12 protein-coding genes are annotated in these 18,012 nt (G+C 69.5%); 7 read left to right on the top strand and 5 right to left on the bottom strand.

The window, feature by feature from the left end; all coding sequences use genetic code 11:
* The first annotated feature begins 25 nt into the window (after positions 1-25).
* Positions 26-1,069: a DUF3048 domain-containing protein gene (locus AB0F43_RS26505; RefSeq protein WP_360482245.1), complete on the top strand. Its 1,044-nt coding sequence runs from the start codon at positions 26-28 to the stop codon at positions 1,067-1,069.
* Here AB0F43_RS26505 and AB0F43_RS26510 read toward each other — a convergent pair.
* Together AB0F43_RS26510 and AB0F43_RS26515 are read right to left on the bottom strand one after the other, a co-directional pair.
* A complete protein-coding gene (locus AB0F43_RS26510) occupies positions 1,056-2,522 on the bottom strand; it encodes an NAD-dependent succinate-semialdehyde dehydrogenase (protein ID WP_360482248.1) in 1,467 nt (488 codons plus the stop codon). The genes AB0F43_RS26505 and AB0F43_RS26510 overlap by 14 nt on opposite strands.
* Positions 2,523-2,578: 56 nt before the next feature.
* Positions 2,579-3,652, bottom strand: a complete 1,074-nt coding sequence (locus tag AB0F43_RS26515; protein WP_360482251.1) for an MsnO8 family LLM class oxidoreductase — start codon at positions 3,650-3,652, stop codon at positions 2,579-2,581.
* A gap of 186 nt (positions 3,653-3,838) precedes the next feature.
* On the opposite strand from AB0F43_RS26515, the gene AB0F43_RS26520 reads away from it, so the two are divergent.
* The 4 genes from AB0F43_RS26520 to AB0F43_RS26535 all read left to right on the top strand — a co-directional run bounded on the left by AB0F43_RS26520 (position 3,839) and on the right by AB0F43_RS26535 (position 11,464).
* Positions 3,839-6,817: a type 2 lanthipeptide synthetase LanM family protein gene (locus AB0F43_RS26520; RefSeq protein WP_360482254.1), complete on the top strand. Its 2,979-nt coding sequence runs from the start codon at positions 3,839-3,841 to the stop codon at positions 6,815-6,817.
* On the top strand, positions 6,814-7,029 hold the full coding sequence (locus AB0F43_RS26525) for a hypothetical protein (RefSeq protein WP_360482257.1): 216 nt from the start codon (positions 6,814-6,816) through the stop codon (positions 7,027-7,029). The genes AB0F43_RS26520 and AB0F43_RS26525 overlap by 4 nt, the downstream gene beginning before the upstream one ends.
* Positions 7,030-7,133: 104 nt before the next feature.
* Positions 7,134-10,058: an AAA family ATPase gene (locus AB0F43_RS26530; RefSeq protein WP_360482260.1), complete on the top strand. Its 2,925-nt coding sequence runs from the start codon at positions 7,134-7,136 to the stop codon at positions 10,056-10,058.
* A 176-nt stretch (positions 10,059-10,234) separates the two neighbouring features.
* Entirely contained in the window at positions 10,235-11,464 is a 1,230-nt protein-coding gene (locus tag AB0F43_RS26535; protein ID WP_360482263.1) for an ROK family transcriptional regulator, read from the top strand.
* A 99-nt stretch (positions 11,465-11,563) separates the two neighbouring features.
* Here AB0F43_RS26535 and AB0F43_RS26540 read toward each other — a convergent pair whose 3' ends face one another.
* Positions 11,564-12,313 (bottom strand): alpha/beta hydrolase, encoded by a 750-nt coding sequence (locus AB0F43_RS26540; protein ID WP_360482266.1) that lies wholly within the window; start codon positions 12,311-12,313, stop codon positions 11,564-11,566.
* Positions 12,310-12,750 (bottom strand): hypothetical protein, encoded by a 441-nt coding sequence (locus AB0F43_RS26545; RefSeq protein WP_360482269.1) that lies wholly within the window; start codon positions 12,748-12,750, stop codon positions 12,310-12,312. The genes AB0F43_RS26540 and AB0F43_RS26545 overlap by 4 nt, the downstream gene beginning before the upstream one ends.
* Before the next feature lie 109 nt (positions 12,751-12,859).
* On the opposite strand from AB0F43_RS26545, the gene lysX reads away from it, so the two are divergent.
* Both lysX and AB0F43_RS26555 read left to right on the top strand, forming a co-directional pair.
* Positions 12,860-16,228 carry a bifunctional lysylphosphatidylglycerol synthetase/lysine--tRNA ligase LysX gene (gene lysX, locus AB0F43_RS26550; RefSeq protein WP_360482272.1) on the top strand — a complete coding sequence of 1,123 codons (3,369 nt, stop codon included), beginning with the start codon at positions 12,860-12,862 and terminating at the stop codon, positions 16,226-16,228.
* A gap of 290 nt (positions 16,229-16,518) precedes the next feature.
* Positions 16,519-17,310: a hypothetical protein gene (locus tag AB0F43_RS26555; RefSeq protein WP_360482275.1), complete on the top strand. Its 792-nt coding sequence runs from the start codon at positions 16,519-16,521 to the stop codon at positions 17,308-17,310.
* Here AB0F43_RS26555 and AB0F43_RS26560 read toward each other — a convergent pair.
* Positions 17,307-17,906 (bottom strand): hypothetical protein, encoded by a 600-nt coding sequence (locus tag AB0F43_RS26560; protein ID WP_360482278.1) that lies wholly within the window; start codon positions 17,904-17,906, stop codon positions 17,307-17,309. The two genes, AB0F43_RS26555 and AB0F43_RS26560, sit on opposite strands and share 4 nt — an antisense overlap.
* Positions 17,907-18,012 lie beyond the last annotated feature (106 nt).

Genomic DNA, 18,012 nt, shown 5'->3' on the forward strand with positions numbered 1-18,012 from the left:
GGTCGTCGTGGGCGATCGTTGAAGGATGAGATCGACACGGGTGGGCCTGGTGGCCCTGGCCGCTGTGGTCGCGACCGGCGCCTGCAACGACGCCCCGGCTGGGTCCCCGGTCCCGACCGCGCCCACCACGTCGACGGCACAACCCGACGACGGGGCGATCTCGATGAACGGTCGCGCCCCGCTCACCGGCGTACCCGTCCGCGGGCCACTGAGTCGGCCGGCGGTGACAGTCAAGGTCTCCAACACGTCGGACGCTCATCCCCAGCGCGGGCTCGGCCAGGCGGATCTGGTGTTCGTCGAACCGATCACCGGGTCGACCACGCGGCTCGCGGCCGTGTTCCACTCGCGGTTGCCGGCCCAGGTCGGTCCGGTGCGGTCGCTGCGACCGATGGACGCGGCACTGATCGGCCCCACCCGAGGTGTCGTCGCCAACACGATGGCCGACCGCTGGGTACTCGCGTACTTCGACAAGATGACGGACGTCGACGACTTCGGGACCCTGACCGTTGCGCGCGGCACCTACCACCTGGATCCGCGCCGGCCCGCGCCGAACCACGTGTTCGCCCAGCCCAGCAAACTCCTGGCCCTGACCAAACGGACCGCACCTACGCCGTACTTCACCTATGCCCCCGGCATTGCCCAGTCGACCGCAGGGCGCCTCGGTACGCCGGCAGCTTCGGTGCGGATCGGGTACGGCGGTCCCGCGACGGCGACCTGGATCTACCAGGCGAGCACCAAACGCTGGAGCCGCGCCGAGCAGTGGTCTCCGCACCGGCTCGAAGGCGGTGCCCTGGTCGCGGCCGACAACGTGCTTGTTCTCCGCGCCGCACCCGACCGTGGATTCCCGCAGGCCAAGGGCTCGATGACGATCCTCGACCTCACCGATGCCTTCGGCCCGCTGCAGCTGTTCACCGGCGGCAAGGTGGTCACCGGCCGCTGGGCCAAGGCCGGGGTCAACGATCCCTTCACCTTCACCGGCCCGGACGGCAAGCGGCTACTCCTCACGCCGGGCACGACCTGGGTCGAGTGCGTGCTGACCGGTATGCCGGTGGCCGTCAGTCCACGTTGATGGCGACGTACTTGATCTCCAGGAACTCGTCGATGCCGGCGGTGCCGCCTTCGCGGCCGAGGCCGGACTGTTTGACGCCGCCGAAGGGTGCGGCCGGGTTGGAGACGATGCCCTGGTTCAGGCCGATCATGCCGGTCTCCAACTGCTCGGAGACGCGCAGCGCCCGGCTCAGGTCGTTGGTGAACAGGTAGGAGACCAGGCCGTACTCGGTGTCGTTCGCCATCCGGACCGCTTCCTCCTCGGTCTCGAAGGCGGTCAGCGGGGCGACCGGGCCGAAGATCTCCTCCTTCTGCAACCGGGCGGTCCTCGGTACATCGGCCAGCACGGTCGGCTGGTAGAAATATCCGTTGCCCGAGGCAACCGCTGCGCCGGTGAGCACCCGGGCGCCCTGGCCGACCGCGTCGTCGACCAGGTCCTTCACCTTGTCCCGCTGCTTGGCGTCGATCAGCGGGCCGACGTCGACCCCGTCCTCGGTCCCGCGGCCGACCTTCAGCGCACGCATCCGCTCGGACAGCCGGGTCGCGAAGTCCTCCATCACCGACGACTGGACGTAGATCCGGTTGGCCGCCGTACAGGCCTCGCCGCCGTTGCGCATCTTGGCCAGCATCGCGCCGTCGACCGCCTTGTCCAGGTCGGCATCGGCGAACACCAGCAGCGGCGCGTTCCCCCCGAGCTCCATGCTCGTGCGCAGCACCTGCTCAGCGGACTGTTCGATCAGCTTCCGGCCGACCTGGGTGGAGCCGGTGAAGGACAGCTTGCGGGCGCGCCCGTCGCGGATCAGCGGCTCCATCACGCCGCCGGAGTCGCTGGTGGTGATCACGTTGAGCACACCGGCAGGCAGCCCGGCCTCGGTCATCAGCTCGGCCAGCTTGAGCATCGACAGAGGTGTCTGCGCGGCCGGCTTCATCACCATCGTGCAGCCGGCGGCGACGGCCGGGCCGATCTTGCGGGCGCCCATCGCGGCCGGGAAGTTCCACGGCGTGATCAGCAGGCACGGGCCGACCGGCTGCCGCATCACCAGGAAGCGCCCCTTGCCGTTCGGTGCGACCTGGTAGCCGCCGTCGATCCGGACCGCCTCCTCGGCGAACCAGCGGAAGAACTCGGCCGCGTAGGCGATCTCGCCCTTCGACTCGGCGACCGGTTTGCCCATCTCCAGCGTCATCAGCAACGCCAGGTCGTCGGCCCGCTCGGTCATCAGCTCATAGGTACGGCGGAGGATCTCGCCACGGTCCCGTGGCGGTGTCGCAGCCCAGTCCGCCTGCGCCGCGACGGCCGCGTCCAGGGCGGCCACGCCGTCCGCCGGACTCGCATCAGCCACTTCGCACAGCGTCGTACCGGTGGCCGGGTCCTCGACAGGCAGGGTCTTCCCGCCTGCGGCCGTCTGCCACTTGCCGCCGATGAACAACTCGGTCGGACACGCCTTGACGACTTCCTGCTCCCGCTCCCGTGACATGAGCCCGCCTTTCTCTAGTCCGGCAGTACCCACATTAGGTCGCGGTGACGGGAGATTCAGGCTGTGGCGATGAGCGGTGGGGCGTGCCGGGGGATGGTCCGGACCGTGCGGGTGAGACCGGCGGCGATGGTACGCAGGATGGCTGACCTCACCAGGCCGTCGAAGGCGAGCGGGACCAGCATGACCTCGTCGGCACCGGTGCTGGCGACCAGTGAGCCCAGTCCGGACACCACTGTGGCCCGCGAGCCGACGATATGGCCGGGATCGTCCAGCAATCGCTCAGCCCTGCCGCGCTCCCGGCCGGTCAGCGGTGGATCGAGTAGTTCCATCAGCTCCGCCGGTGTGGCCCGAGGCGACGCGGCAGCGAGGCGCGTCTTCACGCGGACGTACTCCGCGAACCGGATGATCGCCTCTTCCTCGGAGTCCGCCGCCACCACTCCGACCGTCACCGCGAGATACGGCTTCACCGTCGGCCCGCTCGACTCGAACTGATCCTGGTACGCCGCCACAGCCGCGGCCGTCGTCGCAGCAGCGCAGTGATGCGCCAGGAAGACCGGCAGCCCTCGTACGGCGGCAGTCGCGGCAGCACCAGGGTGATCGGCCAGAACGAAGACAGGTGGTGGCAGCCCAGCCAGCGACAGCCGTACGTCGCCGACTGGGGCTCGCCCGGGCAGGCCGTCACGCAGGAACCCACACAACTCGTCCAGCCGCTGCGGGAAGGTGTCACGGGCGGCACCGCCGAGTGCGGCCGCCGTACTGGGGACCAGACCAGGCTGCTGCCCTACGCCGAGGTCGATCCGGCTCGGATACGCCGCTGCCAGCGCGGCGAACTGCTCCGCGATGACAAGTGGCTGGTGCGTCGTGACCAACACGCCACCCGCGCCCAGGCGGATCCGGTCCGTCCGCGCGGCCAGGACGGCCGCGAGTACGGCCGGTGTCGCGCTGCCGACGCCTCGGACGCCGTGCTGTTCCCCCAGCCAGAACCGGCGGTATCCGAGGTCGTCGGCAGCCTGTGCGACCTCCGCGGTCTCCCGGAGCGCGGCCGCAGCAGACTGACCGGGCAGCTGCGGTACGACGTCGAGCACCGAATGCGCTGAGACGGGCAGTCCGGGATTCACGGGGGAGAGCACCCGCCAACCGTGGCAGCGTGACAGCGCATCGCGCATGGGTGTTCGGCACCCATGTTCAGGCCGGCGAACACCCACCTCCTGGCGGCAGCGCCGAATCCCGAAGATGGGGGTCGCTTACGCACTTCCAGGAAATATGGGGGCTCGTTACCCATGTCTAGGGCAGGGTGCCGATGGCAGCCTGTCCGCGTGCTCAACTCAGCGACCGCCCGGCCGGCCCGGACCGACCACCGCAACGCCTGGTGGTCCGCCGGGATGCGCCCGCACGAGCTGGCCCAGTCCGCGCCCGCCTGGGCCGAGTACGTCGAACGCAGCACCAGCCAGACCGCGTCTGCCGCCGGTCGCAGCCCCGCAGGGACCGATGCCGCCGGTGGCCACACATCAGGTGGGGCTGACGGAGCTTCGGGTGGGCACAGCGACTGGCGGCAGGCGCTTATGCGCTGCCTCGAACCACTGCTCTCCTCGGCGCGCCGCGATCTGGCCGCCGCCGGGCACACCGGCGTACTGGCGGAGCAGTTCCTGCACCGGCTCGGGCTTCGGCTGGTGAAGCTGGCGTCGCGGACGCTGGTCTTGGAGCTGGCCCGGGCGCGGGACCGTGGTGAGCTGGCCGGCGACACCCCGGCCGAACGTTTTCTGGACTTCACCCACCGGCTCGTTGGAGGGAGCGAGCTGGCGGAGTTCCTGGCCGCATACCCGGTGTTGGCCCGGGTCCTGGGCGAGTCGTGCCGGCAGGGCGTCGAGGGTCACCTCGAACTGCTGGCACGGCTCGCCGAGGACCGTGAGTCGCTCGTCACCGGGCTGCTGGACGGCCGTGATCCCGGTGCACTGACCGCCATCGACCCCGCGGGCGATCCCCACCGGGGCGGACGGTCAACGGCGACCCTCACCTTCGCGGACGGGCGACGGCTGGTTTACAAGCCGCGGTCACTCGACCTGCACGGCCACTTCAACGAGCTGGTCGAATGGCTGAACGACAAGACCGGGCTGGACATCCGCACCGTCGGCCTGCTCCCCCGCGACGGGTACGGCTGGTCGGAGTACGTCGTTCATCAGCCGTGCGCCGACCTGGCGGAGGTGCGCCGGTTCTACCACCGGCAAGGCGCTCTGCTGGCCCTGCTGTACGTGCTGGACGGCACCGACATGCACTACGAGAACCTGATCGCCGTCGGTGAGCAGCCGGTTCTCGTCGATGTCGAGACACTCTTCCACCCCAGCCACGCCGCAGACGGTGCGCTCAACCGTGACCCGGCGTACCGCGCACTGCTGAACTCGGTCTACCGCACCGCGCTGTTGCCGTTGCTGGTCAGCGGCGAGCACGGTGTGGCGGACATGTCCGGCCTGGGCGGCGACGCCGACGCGGTCACACCGACCAGCGTGGTCGACTGGGCAGACGCCGGTCTGGACTCGATGCACCTTGTCCGGCGCCCTGGGAAGACGCCTGGCGCGCGGAACCGGCCACGGCTCGATGGTGCGGACATCGAGCCGCGGGATCACGAGATCGCTTTGCTGACTGGGTTCCGGGCCGCGTACGAGGCGATCGCCTGGTACCGCGAAGAGCTGATCGGAGCGGACGGCATGCTGGCCCGTTGCGCGACGGACCAGATCCGTTTCGTACCGCGGAGCACCAGCCTCTACACCGGCCTTCTGGACGAGGCGACGCATCCGGACGCTCTCCGGGACGCGGCCGGCCGGAGCCGGCTGCTCGACCTGTTGTGGGACGCCGACGAGGCGCTGCACGTCGTGGTGCCGTACGAGCTGGCCGACCTGTGGGCGGGCGACGTACCGCTGTTCACCGCCCGTCCGGACAGCCGTGACGTGTGGGCGTCCGACGGCACCCGCATCTCCAACGTGCTGGCCATCGAAGGGCTCGCTGCGGTCGAGGCGAAGATCGCCGCCCTCAGCGACATCGACGAGGACCGCCAGAAGTGGCTGATCTCGGCGACCCTCGCCACCAGGCCGGAGCCGATCGTGCACTCCAGCATTGCCGGCCGGCCGGGTCTGGGCGCCACCGAGGCGGACCCGGTTCGCCTGCTCGCCGCCGCCACGGACATCGCCGACGAGATCATGGCGCAGGTCCACAGCGAGCGCGACGGTGCGGCGAACTGGTTGGGCCTGGAGCTCATCGACGACCACCACTGGGCCGTCAGGCCAATGGGCGCAGGGCTTTCGCACGGCTACACCGGTACGGCGCTCTTCCTCGCACAGGTCGGTGTGCTGACCGGAGCGCAGAAGTACTGCGAACTGGCGCGGGACGCGATCCGCCCGATCCCTGCCCTGCTGGAGAGCCTCGCGGCGGACCCGGAGTCCGCACAGCTCATCGGCCCGGGCCTGCACGGACTGGGCGGCATCAGCTACGGCCTCGACCGCCTGCACGCCCTCCTCGACGACTCCGACATCGCCACCTGGCTGGCCGCCTCGCTCGAACTCAGCGCAGGGCTCCAGCCCGACGAGTTCCCCTCGTACGCCGAGGGCGCGGCCGGTGGACTCGCCGCCATGCAGGCGATCCAAGGGTTCCCGGCGGCCACGCACCTGGCCAAGCGGTACGCCGACGAACTCGTCAACACCGTGGAGCTCGGGCTCCGTCGTGGCCGAGTAGCAGCGGACCACGGTTTCGCCCGGGGCTATCAGGGCATTGCCTGGGCTCTCGGCCGGTACGGCGTACCTGGTGACAGGTACATGGACGCCGCGCGTGCGGCGGCCGATCTGGACCGTCGAGAGCGCCCTGGTGGTCATGGCTGGTGCGCAGGTGACGCCGGGACCGCACTGAGTCGGCTGAGTGCCGGCGTACCCGCGGACCTCGACGCCTACCTGAGGACCGCAGCAGAACGTCCGGTGCTCGCCGACCTGAGTCTGTGTCACGGCGAGCTCGGCGCGGTGGAGCCACTGGTGTGGCTCGCCGAACGCGATCACCCAGCTGTTGAGCTGGTCCGGCGACGCCGGGCCGGGCTGGTGCTCGCCGCAGTACAGCAGTACGGACCACAGTGCGGGACACCGCGGGGGGTTCCGTCACCAGGCTTGCTGACCGGCCTGGCGGGAATCGGCTACGGCCTGCTCCGGCTGGCGTTCTCCGAACGCGTTCCGTCCGTCCTGCTGCTCGAACCAACCGCCGGGTCGACGCGCCCACCCATAGCGCCGGCACCCAATCCTTCGACAGGGGAGACAACATGACCGCCCAGCACCACAACTCGCACCACGACGAGCAGCCGGACGTCCAGCCGCAGCCGGCCGGTACCGACCCGATCGGTCCGATCACGTTGCCGAAGCGATCCAAGATCGGCGCCCGGGCGATGGCCCTGGTCGGCACCGTCGGCCTGAGCGCGTTCGCGGCCGCCGTCGCCGCGGACGGCCTCGCCAGCACCTGGCCGACGATCGAGAGCTAGGCCAAGCGTTTGATCACCGGGGTCGACCGGTCCACTGGAGGGTGGCCGGTCGACCTCTGCTGATCCGCTGCGGTGGCAGCAATACGTCGTTAGAGTTGGCAAGCATGCAGACCCGTGCGCCCAAAGTGGTCGGCAGAGACCGGGAGATCGACCATCTCCACGGTCTGCTGGCCGCGACCAGAGGTGGTCAGGGGGGTGCGGTCTTTCTGGTCGGCGAGCCCGGTATCGGCAAGAGCCGGCTGGCCGGGGTCGGTACGACGCGGGCGCTCGACGACGGCATGGCGACGCTCCGCGGCCGGGTCGGCGCCATCGGCACGATGGTTGCGTTCCGCCCGTTCACCGAGGCCCTGCTGTCACTCATCCGCCGGGGTGAGATGCCCGCCGCGGATGGGCTCGGTCCCTACCGTCAGGTGCTCGGCCGGCTCGTCCCCGACTGGGACGACGGTACGGCGCACAACACGGCAACGTCGGCCGTCGTACTGGGCGAAGCCGTCCTGCGGTTGCTCGCACTGGTCGGCAAGGACCGTGGCTGTCTGCTCGTGCTGGAAGACCTCCACGGGTCTGATCCCGAGACGCTGGCAGTGATCGAGTATCTGCTCGACAATCTCGAGGACCAGCCCATCGCTCTGGTCGCCACACTGCGCTCGGAGACCTGTGCGGCCTTCGAGCTCGCCCGGCTGTCGGCACAACGCGGTGCCGCCCACTTGATCGAGCTGCAGCCGTTGGACCGGGAGCAGGTAGGTGAATTGGCTGCGGGGTGTCTCGAGGTGTCACCGGACGGTGTACCCGACTCCTTGGTCGACAGGTTGTGGCGAGACAGCGCCGGAATCCCTTTTATCGTTGAGGAACTGCTGCAGGAGGCGAGCAGGTCCGGGCAGTTGCTGTCCAAGGCCGACGGCAGTGTGCAGGTCGTCGACGGGCTCCAGACCAATGTCCCGGCAGCCGTTGTCCGGAGCATCAGTAGCCGGACCGACCAGCTCGGGCCACAGTCACGTGACCTGCTGGTGCTGGCTGCGGTCATCGGTCACCGATTTCCGCTGAGCGTCGTACGTAAGGCCACAGGGACTGATGAACGGTTGCTGCTGGCTACCTTGCGGGCAGGTCTTGCCGCGCAGTTGGTCGGGCCGGACGAGCCGGTGCCGGACTGGTACGCGTTCCGGCATCCACTCACCGCTGACGCGCTGCTGGCCGGTCTCACCCCGACTGAGCGGTCCACACTCGCCAGGCGTTGTGCCGACGCGATCGAGGAGCTGCACCCAGGACTGCCCGGTGAGTGGTGCCAGATGGTGGCCGAGCTCGCAGAGACCGGCGGCGACATGGCACGGGCCGGCCGACTGTTCGCGACCGCTGGGCGGCGTTCGTTCGACGAGGGATCGATGGCCTCGGCGGTGAAGTTGCTGGAGCGCGCGACCGCCTTGCTGGCCGGCGATCCCGACACCGCCTACCGGGCCGAAGTACTCGGATCGTTGCTGATCGCACTGAGTGAGACCGGCCAGTTCGAGAACAGCACGGTCCACGCGGCGACGATCGAGGAGATGGCCGACCGCAACCTGGACAGCCGCAAGGTCGCCGCCTTGCACGTCCAGCTGGCGAACCTGGAACACATGGCCGGCCGCTGGTCGGCCGCGCTGACCCAGGTGGCGACGGCCCGCTCGTTGCTCGGTGTCGACGCCTGCGACGCCGACCTCGCGCCGGTCGACGCGATCGCCGCCCACCTCGAGCTGGCGCGGCCCAGTCCCGGCCGGCTCAAGGCGGCGACCGAGCTGGCCACCCGTGCCGCCGAGGCGGCCGAACGCGCCAAGCTGCCCGCGGTCGCCTGCGACGCGTTGCAACTGCTCGGCATCCTGTCCCGCGAGCACGACCTCGATCGGTCGATCGACTACTTCCATCGCGCCCGGCTGGTGGCCGAAGAGCACAACATGACCTTCCAGCGGGTCTGCTCGCACATCTTCCAGGCCGGCACGATCTGCCTGGCCGGCGGCAGCATCGTCGAGCTCGAACGAGCCCGCCAGCAGGCGCTGCGGATCGGCGCCATCCCGCTGGCCTACGAGGTGGACGGGATCCTCGGCCAGCAAGCGATCCTGCGAGCCGAGTACGACAAGGCCGCGGTCATCATCGACGAGTGCCTGGAGGTGACGCGGCGGCTCCGGCTCGGCCGCTCGGCGACGTACTTCCTGTCCACCAAGGCGATCCTGGAGGCACACCGAGGACGCCGTACGGCGATGGAGGAGACGCTGGCCGAGGCCGCCAACTGGGGTGGCGAGCGCGCGTCGTACGAACTGCCCTACTCCTACGGGCTGGCGCGGACGTTCTGCGCGCTGCTGGAGGAGAACCGCGAGCTGGCCGACTCCGAGATGGCCCAGGCCCTCGCGTACGACGCCCAGAACCCGACCACACTGCACACGTCGGGCAAGTACGGGCTGGGGCTGTTGCTCGGCGTACTGTCCGGCCGCAACAGCTGGGCGCACTTCGAGGCGATCACCGCCGCGGCGGCCAGTGGGATGCGGTGGAACAAGCAGTTCGTCCAGTTGGCGCACGCCGTACTGCTCGGCCGGGATGGTCAGGTCGACGCGGCGAACAACAAGGTCGTGGAGGCGCTGGAGACCGCGTCGCTCTACCCGCTGGCGCGCCACCTGGGTCTGCGGCTGATCGCCGAGCCGGCCCACGCCGACGGCTGGGGTGAGCCGGTGGCATGGCTGCGGCAGGCCGAGGACTACTTCCACAACGCGGAGATCCAGGCGGTGGCGAGTGCGTGCCGCAGTCTGCTGCGTCAGCTCGGCGTGACGGTGTCACAACGCCGGAGCGGGATCGAACAGGTGCCGGCGCATCTGCGTCAGCTCGGGATCACCAGCCGCGAGTACGAGGTCTGCAGGTTGCTGGTAGACCGGATCGGGAACAAGTCGATTGCGTCCCGGCTGCACATCTCGCCACGGACCGTGGAGAAACATGTGGCCAGCCTGATGACCAAGACCCAGCAACCGGATCGGGAGGCACTGAGCAGTTTCGCTCGGACCGTTCTGCAGGACTGAGTGCCCGGTCCGATTCCGGCACTGGTGCGTGTGCTGGGAGACGGGACGGTCGGAGGGTGATACTTGTCGACTCACGCTTTCGGCGACCGCCCGTCGGCGCGATACGGCACGACACGGTAATTTATGAACGCTCGCTTTCTATATAGGATGGGCGAGTGGCAGGCAAGGGGTCGGACATGAGCAAGGGAACGGTCGGCGGCGGCGGTACGACGATGCTGCGGCGGATCAACGTGGCCGCGGTACTGGACGCGGTACGCCGCTCCGCGCCCGCGCCACTGCGCGTCGCCGAGCTGGTCGAGCGGACCGGTCTGGCCAGACCGACCGTGGCCCAGGCCGTCGACGAACTGCTGGACGCCGGCTGGTTGCAGCAGCACGGCCCGGATTCCGCGGATCGCTCACTCGGCCGCCCGGCCATCCGCGTCTCGCTGCGCGGCCGTGCCGCGCCGGTGCTCGGCCTGGACGTCGGGCCGCACCGGGTCACCGTGGGTGTCTCCGACCTGGCCGGCCGCAAGCTCTCCCTGGTCCGGCGATCCGGCCCCGGCTGGACCGCGCAGGAGCTGCTCGGAGTCATCAGCGAGGTGATCACCGAAGCCCTGGCGGAGGCCGAAGTACCGGCCGAGGACATCGCCGCCGCGGTTGCCGCCAGCCCCGGCATCGTGGACGAGCACACCGGCCGGGTCCAGCTGGTCCCGAGTGTGCCGGGCTGGTCCGCGATCGACCTGACCAAGCACGTCCGCAGCCTGCTCGACTGCCCGGTGATGCTCGACAACGACGCCAACCTGGCCGCACTGGCCATCGCCGCCGCCCGTGGTGGCACCGGCACGCTGCTGGCCGTGCAGTGGGGTGAGCGGCTCGGTGCCGGCATCGTGATCGACGGCCGACTGCACCGGGGCACCGGCGCGGCCGGTGAGATCGGCTTCATCGCCACCGCGCCGGACGACGTCATCAACCCCGAGGACAGTCGGGGACCGCTGGAGCGCGCGGTCGGCTCGGAGGCCATTGCCGCACTCGGCCGCCAGGCTGCCCTCGATCACCCCAACTCCCGGCTGGCCGAGCTGGGCGGTGGGCAGCTGGACACGGCCGACGTGTTCGCCGCCGCGGCGGAGCGTGACCCGGTCGCGCAGTCCGTCGTACAGCAGGTCGCCCGCGACTTCGCGCGCGCGTTGGCCCCCGCCGTACTGGTGCTGGACCCGACTGCCGTGGTGATCGGTGGCGGTGTCGCCCGGGCAGGCGCCGTACTGCTCGACGCCATCTCCGACCAGCTACGACTGCTCACGCTGAACCACCCGAAGCTGGAGTTGTCCGCTCTGGCCGAGGACGCGGTCGTCACCGGCGCGATGCGGATGGCCCTGGACGAGGTCTGGCAGCGCAAGCTTCCGACCCCGGCCCTCACCAGCACGGCCTAAGCCGTCATCGGCCCTCTCACGCACCTCGCCCCGGCCGCACCGCACCAGCACGTGTAGCTGAGCTCGTAGACGACCCGACCGCCGCCATCGACGCGGCGGCTACCGGCGGACGGCGGCGGCGATGGCGTCGGGGCGATCGAGATGCACGAGATGGGCGGCGTCGGGCAGCACCTCGATCGTGCCGCCCAGCACGTCGGCCAGCCGCTGCTGGCCCGCCAGCCATTGGTTCGCGGTGAACCGCGAGCTCCCACCGGTGCCGACCAGGAGAGTCACCGGCGCGACCTCACCGACCGGCCCGGCGACCAGCTTGTCGACCTCGGCTGCCAGCACCCAGCTGCTCGCCAGCTCGTCCCAGAACAGCAGCCACGACAGGGCGTCGCCGTACCGCTTCCGTGCGGTTGCTTTGGACAACAGGTCCCGGTTGCTCGTGCTGCCCATCCAGACGATCAGCCGTCGCACCGCGGGACCCAGCAGCTGCGGTACGCCGATCCGCCCGAGCAACCGCAGGACCGCGCGGACCGCCCGATCACCAGGTGTCCCCGGGTAGAGCCAGCGCCAGCCGGTCTCCGAGGTGAGGCTGGTGTCGACGAGCACGAGCCTGGTCACTTCGAGCGGCCGGGTCAGGGCCCAGCGCAGCAGGGCCAGTCCGCCGATCGAGTGCCCGATCAGGCCGATCTTCGCCTCGGCCGGTACGCCGGCCGCCATCCGCAATTCGTCGACACTCGACGTGATCGGCGTACACCAGGGATCGATCACCCGGAGGTCCAGGCCCGGTAGCAACTCGACGACCCGGTCGAACTCCTCCGGAGTCTCGGCCAGACCGGGCAAGACGATCCAGATTGTTGTCATCGAAACAAAGCTTGCCTCAGGCCTGGTAACAATGTCGCCAGAAATAGACAAACCAGGAGGATCGAGGCCCGTTGCAGGATGCCCGGCGGATGCAGGTCGCCGCCGGTGAGCACCTCGAGGCCGGCCTCGATGCCGAGCCAGGCCTGGGTCACCGCGACCCCGCCGGCCAGTACGGCGACCACGCCGCCCCACGGACCACCCCAGCCGGAGCGGCGCAGGACCAGGACGGCGAAGATGCTCATGGCAACGCTTCCGACGCCCGCCATGGTCGAAGTGATCTCGTGCAGGATCAGCGCCGTACCGGCCTGGCCGGTCTGCTCGGCGGCTCGGCAGGCTTCGCTCAGCGACGGCGCGCAGTCCATCGGGGAGAGCGAGTCGAAGAGCACGCCGGCGGCGATCATCACGTTGCGCAGCAAGCGATACCGGACGGTCACCATGCCCGCCAGCGTCGCACACCGACCAAGGTATTGACTGTCACCTCAGTCCACCAGCTCGGTAGCACCAGCACTACCGAAAGTACCTTCGGCTTAGTGGGATGATCGCTGGGTGCGGTCGGAACAGGCAGAGGCGGCGGTCCCGCAGTGGCAGCAGCGTGCCGCGGTCTGGGTGGGCCGCATCGTGGTGGCCGCCTCGGTCTGGTCGTTCATCGCGATCCCGCTGCACCTGTTCGCGCCGACGTACGTGAAAAGGGTCGATCAGGCCTTCGACTTCTTCGGTATCCCGGCCGGGCACACGTTCTTCTCGGCCGTCTACCTGGCCGTTGTCGGCAGCGCGCTGCTGCGCGGCAAGCGGGCGGCGCTGCTCTGGGTGCTGTGGGTCTTCGAGGCCCTCTGGCTGATCGCGCAGACCACGGCCGTCGCCTTCACCAGCGTCCGGCTGGCCAACCCGAACGACACCGAACTGCTCCGCGACTTCGGCCCGGCCACGGTCCAGGACCTGGAGTGGGGCATCGTTCAGGTGATCGTGGTGGCCGCGATCATCGTGCTGCTGTGGAAGATCCGCGGCGCGTTCCCGGCCCGGCTGGCGCCCGGCACCCGGCGGCTCGCGGTCAGCGCGCTGCTGGGCGGCCTGCTGATCTCGGCCGCGGTCAGCATCACGCTGACCCAGATCTTCCCGAAGACACTGACCGGTCAGCGGGAGAAGATCGGCTGGGCGATCATCGCCGCACTTGGCCAGTCCCGCAGAGGGATGGGCGGTCACGAAGGACACGGCTGGATCGGCTTGTCGGTCGGTGCGATCTCGGCCGCTTCGGTGGTGATCGCGTTTGCCATCTTCCTGCGCTCGGTGCGCCGGGTCCGCTACCTCACCCAGCCCGAGGAGCTCGACGTACGGCGCCTGCTCCTGCTGCACGGTGAACGGGACTCGCTCGGGTACTTCGCCACCCGCCGGGACAAGGCGGTCATCTTCTCCCCCGCCAAGGACGCCGCGATCGCGTATCGCGTGGTCAACGGCGTCAGCCTGGCCAGCGGGGATCCATTGGGCGATCCGGCCGCCTGGCCCGGCGCGATCAAGGTCTGGCTCGCCGAAGCACGCACGTACGGCTGGTCCCCCGCGGTCCTGTCCGCCAGTGAGGAAGCGGCCCACGCGTACGTCGATGCCGGCCTGCGCGCGTTGTCGATGGGCGACGAGGCGATCATCGACGTCGCCGACTTCACCCTCGAGGGCCGGACGATGCGGCCGGTCCGGCAGGCGGTGACACGGGTTCAGCGGGCGGGATACCACGCGGAAGTGGTCCGGCACGGCGAGCTGTCGCCGGAGACGTTGTCGGAGTATGTCCACCTGGCCGAGAAATGGCGTGGCGGGCAGAGCGAGCGTGGATTCTCGATGGCGCTCGGGCGGCTCGGTGATCCGGCCGACGCGCGGTGCGTGATGGTGATCGCGCGAGATGCCGAGGGGTCCGTGCGCGGGTTGCTGTCGTTCGTGCCGTGGGGTGTGCGGGGCGTGTCGCTCGACCTGATGCGGCGGGATCCCGAGTCCGCGAACGGCTTGATGGAGTTCATGGTCACGTCGCTGGTGGACGCGTGCGGGGATCTCGGACTGCACCGGATCTCGCTGAACTTCGCGATGTTCCGGGAGATCTTCAGCGACGCGGAGCGGGTCGGGGCGGGCCCGTTCCTGCGGTTGACGAACGCCTTGCTGACGGCGGCTTCCCGGTTCTGGCAGCTGGAGAGTCTCTACCAGTCGAACGAGAAGTACCTGCCGCGGTGGTCACCGCGGTTGATCTGCTACTCGCGTGGCGCTTCGCTGGCCCAGGTGCTGCTCGCGGCCGGAACCGCGGAGGGGTTCCTGCCGGCGCCGCGGCCGTGGACCCGGGTCGACACTGTGGAGACGGCCGAGCGGCACGCGATCATGGCGGCGGACGGTGGTGCGTTCGCGACCGCCGTACGGGCGCAGGAGGAGGAGTTGCTGCGGCCGGCGTTGCCCGATCGGAAGCTGACCGAGCAGGAGCGGATCCGGCGGACGAAACTCATCGAGCTTGTTGCTGCTGGCATCGATCCGTATCCGGTGAGTGTGCCGCGAACGGAGACGCTGGAACGGGTCCGCGCGCTGTACCCGAACCTGCCGGCTGACCGACGTACCGGCTTCACCGTGTCCGTCACCGGGCGGGTGATGCGGATGCGGAACCACGGCCGACTGGCGTTCGCGTCTTTGCAGGACGGGCCGGCGCAGTTGCAGGTGATGCTGGCGGCCGACAGTTGTGGTGCCGATGCGCTCGACCACTGGCGGCGGCTCGTCGACATCGGCGATCACGTCAGTGTCACCGGCGAGGTGGTCACCAGCCGCCGGGGCGAGCTGTCGATCGCGGTGACGAGTTGGCTGATGGCGGCGAAGTGCCTGCATCCGTTGCCGGACAAGCGCAAGGGGTTCACCGATCCGGAGGCGCGGGTCCGGCAGCGGCATCTCGACCTGGTGATGAACCCGGACTCGCTGCGGATGATGCGGCACCGCAGTACCGCCGTACGGGCCTTGCGCAACGGCTTCGAGACGCGTGGGTTCATCGAGGTGGAGACGCCGATGCTGCAGGCGGTGCACGGCGGGGCGAACGCGCGGCCGTTCGCGACCCATATCAACGCCTACGACACCGAGTTGTTTCTCCGGATCGCGCCGGAGCTGTTCCTGAAGCGGCTCAGCGTCGGCGGGCTGGGCAAGGTCTTCGAGCTGAACCGGAACTTCCGCAACGAGGGCGCGGACGCGACGCACAATCCGGAGTTCACCTCGGTGGAGGCCTACCAGCCGTACGCCGACTACCACGTGATGCGTGAGCTCACCCGGGAACTCCTGATCGAGACCGCCACCGCGGTCTTCGGCAAGCCCGTCCTCCAGCGCCCCGACGGCGAGATCGACATCTCCGGCGACTGGCCGGTCATCCCCGTCCACGAAGCGGTCAGCCGCGCCACCGGTACGACGATCGACGCCGGCACCCCCGTCGACACCTTGCGCGACCTGTGCGCCGCCCACGGCGTACACACAACCGTCGAACTCACCGCCGGCGAACTGGTCCTCGAGCTGTACGACGAGCTGGTCGAGCCCACCACGACCCAGCCGACCTTCTACACCGACTTCCCGCTGGAAACCTCGCCCCTCACCCGCACCCACCGCACCGACCCCCGCCTGGCCGAACGCTGGGACCTGGTTGCCTTCGGCGCCGAAATAGGCACCGCCTACTCGGAACTGGTCGACCCGGTCGAACAACGCCGCCGCCTGACCGAACAGTCCTTGAAAGCGGCCGCCGGCGACCCCGAAGCCATGTCCCTCGACGAGGACTTCCTCACCGCCCTCGAGTACGCCATGCCCCCCACCGGCGGCCTGGGCATCGGCGTAGACCGCGTCATGATGATGCTCACCGGCCAGAACATCCGCGCCACCCTGGCCTTCCCCTTCGTCCGCCCGGCAGAAGGTCATCGCCGTCGGTAGCGGCCGGTAGCGGGTTTTTCATCGCTGGCGCGTTGCCACCCGCCAGCGGTTTCACAAGCCGCTATCGGGCCAGGCTTCGAGGCAACTTCGGCTGGCCCCTCGCCCCAACCCCCTAGGTCCGCATACCCTTTGCGGCACAGGGGGTGTGGGGCAACCTGTGGGGGAAGTACATGAAACGCTTTGCCGTGCTGTGCGCGGGCTTGGTCCTGCTGACCGCTTGTGGTGAGCCACCCGCGGCTGAGTCACGGGCAATTCCCACTGCCAACACGACGCCCGTGCAGGCACCGGTCGTGTCGACACCACGCGGGCCGCTCGGCTCGGCGGCGTACCAGGCCGAACTGACGAAGATCGAGCAGAGCCTGGCCGGTGACCTGCGGGCCCTGACCCGGGTACGAACCGCCGAGGCGCTGACCCAGACGATGGACAGCCTCGCCTCGTCGTTGAGCACCGCGGCGGAGGACTTGGCCGAGCTCTCGGTCACGACTCGGCTGGCCGGTGCCCACAAGGTGCTGTACGGCGGGCTGGAGACCGCGGCCGACTCCTTGTCCACGTCGGACCGGACCGAGCTGAACGCCCGCTGCGGTGGTGTCCCCTACGCCTCGCAGAAGGTCCAGCGTCAGCTACGTGCGGATCTGAACAGCGCGATCGTCTCGCTGCGCAAGCTCAAACTCCGCTTCGGCAGCACGCTGCCCGACCCCGGCCCCGAGCCGGAGACCGTCCGCCCGTCGAACGGCGACGTCCTGGTACGCCGCGGGCCCACCGGCAGCGGCCGGCTCCGGATCACGAACGGAACGACGAAGGACGTCGCGATTTCGATCGTCAGCACCGGGCAGCCGCCCAGCAAGCCACACGTGATGATGTACGTCCAGGCGCGCAAGACCGCCACCATCAGCCGGATCGGCGGACCCTACTCCATCTACTTCAAGACCGGCACCGACTGGAACCCGGAGCGCCGCCAGTTCAGCGCCGACTGCACCTTCCAGAAGTTCGCCCAGTCCTTCGCCCGCAACGAGGCCTGGCAGGTAGACCTCAAACCCACCATCACCGGCAACGCCCCCACCACCGAAGTCGAGGCCTACTAGAGGCCGAGCTTGTTCAGGAGGGAGCTGAGGACGGTGCCGAGGGTGGGTGGGTTGGGGTCTTCGGGGTTGTCGGGGGTGGGTGGTGGGTTGGTCGGGGTGGGTGGAGGCGGGTTGGTGGTGGCTGGGGGCTTGGTTGGCTGGGTGGTGGGGTTCTCGGTGGTGGCGGGGGGCTTTGGTGGGAGCTTGGTGGCTGACGGGAGGCTCGGGTCTTCCTGGTCCACCAATTGGGGGGCGGGTTTGGTGGTGGGGCAGGGGGTGGTGGGCTGCTGACCGTTGCTGGTTGTTGTTGCTGAGGGCAACGGTGTGGTGTGGCCGGGGGTCGGCGGGATGGTCGGCGCCGGGGACTCGGTGCCGCGCGGGACGGTCGGACCCCCGGTCGGGAGCCGGCTGGGCTCGAGGCCGGCGACCGGGTCGGCAGGCTCGGGCCCGCCATCGGGGAGCGGTAGGAACGCGGCGCCGATCCGGGCACCACCGAGCAGGGCGATGACGACGAGGACGGTGTACAGGAGCAGCAGCGCACCGGCCACGAGGGCGGCCTGGCGAAGCCGTCGGCGGTTCTGCCCAGGCGGAGCCAGTGCGGCAGAGATCGGTTTCACAAGTCCCGCAGAGTATCGGCTCCACCAGCGCTTGAAACAGCCTTTGGAAGAAATTCCACACTAGATCGCAACTATTCGGGAATCCCATTCCGATACGCATGCGTAG

This window comes from Kribbella sp. NPDC023972 (assembly GCF_040639075.1).
Taxonomy (GTDB): Bacteria; Actinomycetota; Actinomycetes; order Propionibacteriales; family Kribbellaceae; genus Kribbella.

Bases quoted from the DNA above. Each gene is read 5' to 3' on its own strand.
- AB0F43_RS26545 (WP_360482269.1), bottom strand. From the start codon at position 12,750: ATGGTGACCGTCCGGTATCGCTTGCTGCGCAACGTGATGATCGCCGCC.
- AB0F43_RS26510 (WP_360482248.1), bottom strand. From the start codon at position 2,522: ATGTCACGGGAGCGGGAGCAGGAAGTCGTCAAGGCGTGTCCGACCGAG.
- AB0F43_RS26505 (WP_360482245.1), top strand. From the start codon at position 26: ATGAGATCGACACGGGTGGGCCTGGTGGCCCTGGCCGCTGTGGTCGCG.
- AB0F43_RS26535 (WP_360482263.1), top strand. From the start codon at position 10,235: ATGAGCAAGGGAACGGTCGGCGGCGGCGGTACGACGATGCTGCGGCGG.
- AB0F43_RS26525 (WP_360482257.1), top strand. From the start codon at position 6,814: ATGACCGCCCAGCACCACAACTCGCACCACGACGAGCAGCCGGACGTC.
- AB0F43_RS26530 (WP_360482260.1), top strand. From the start codon at position 7,134: ATGCAGACCCGTGCGCCCAAAGTGGTCGGCAGAGACCGGGAGATCGAC.
- AB0F43_RS26540 (WP_360482266.1), bottom strand. From the start codon at position 12,313: ATGACAACAATCTGGATCGTCTTGCCCGGTCTGGCCGAGACTCCGGAG.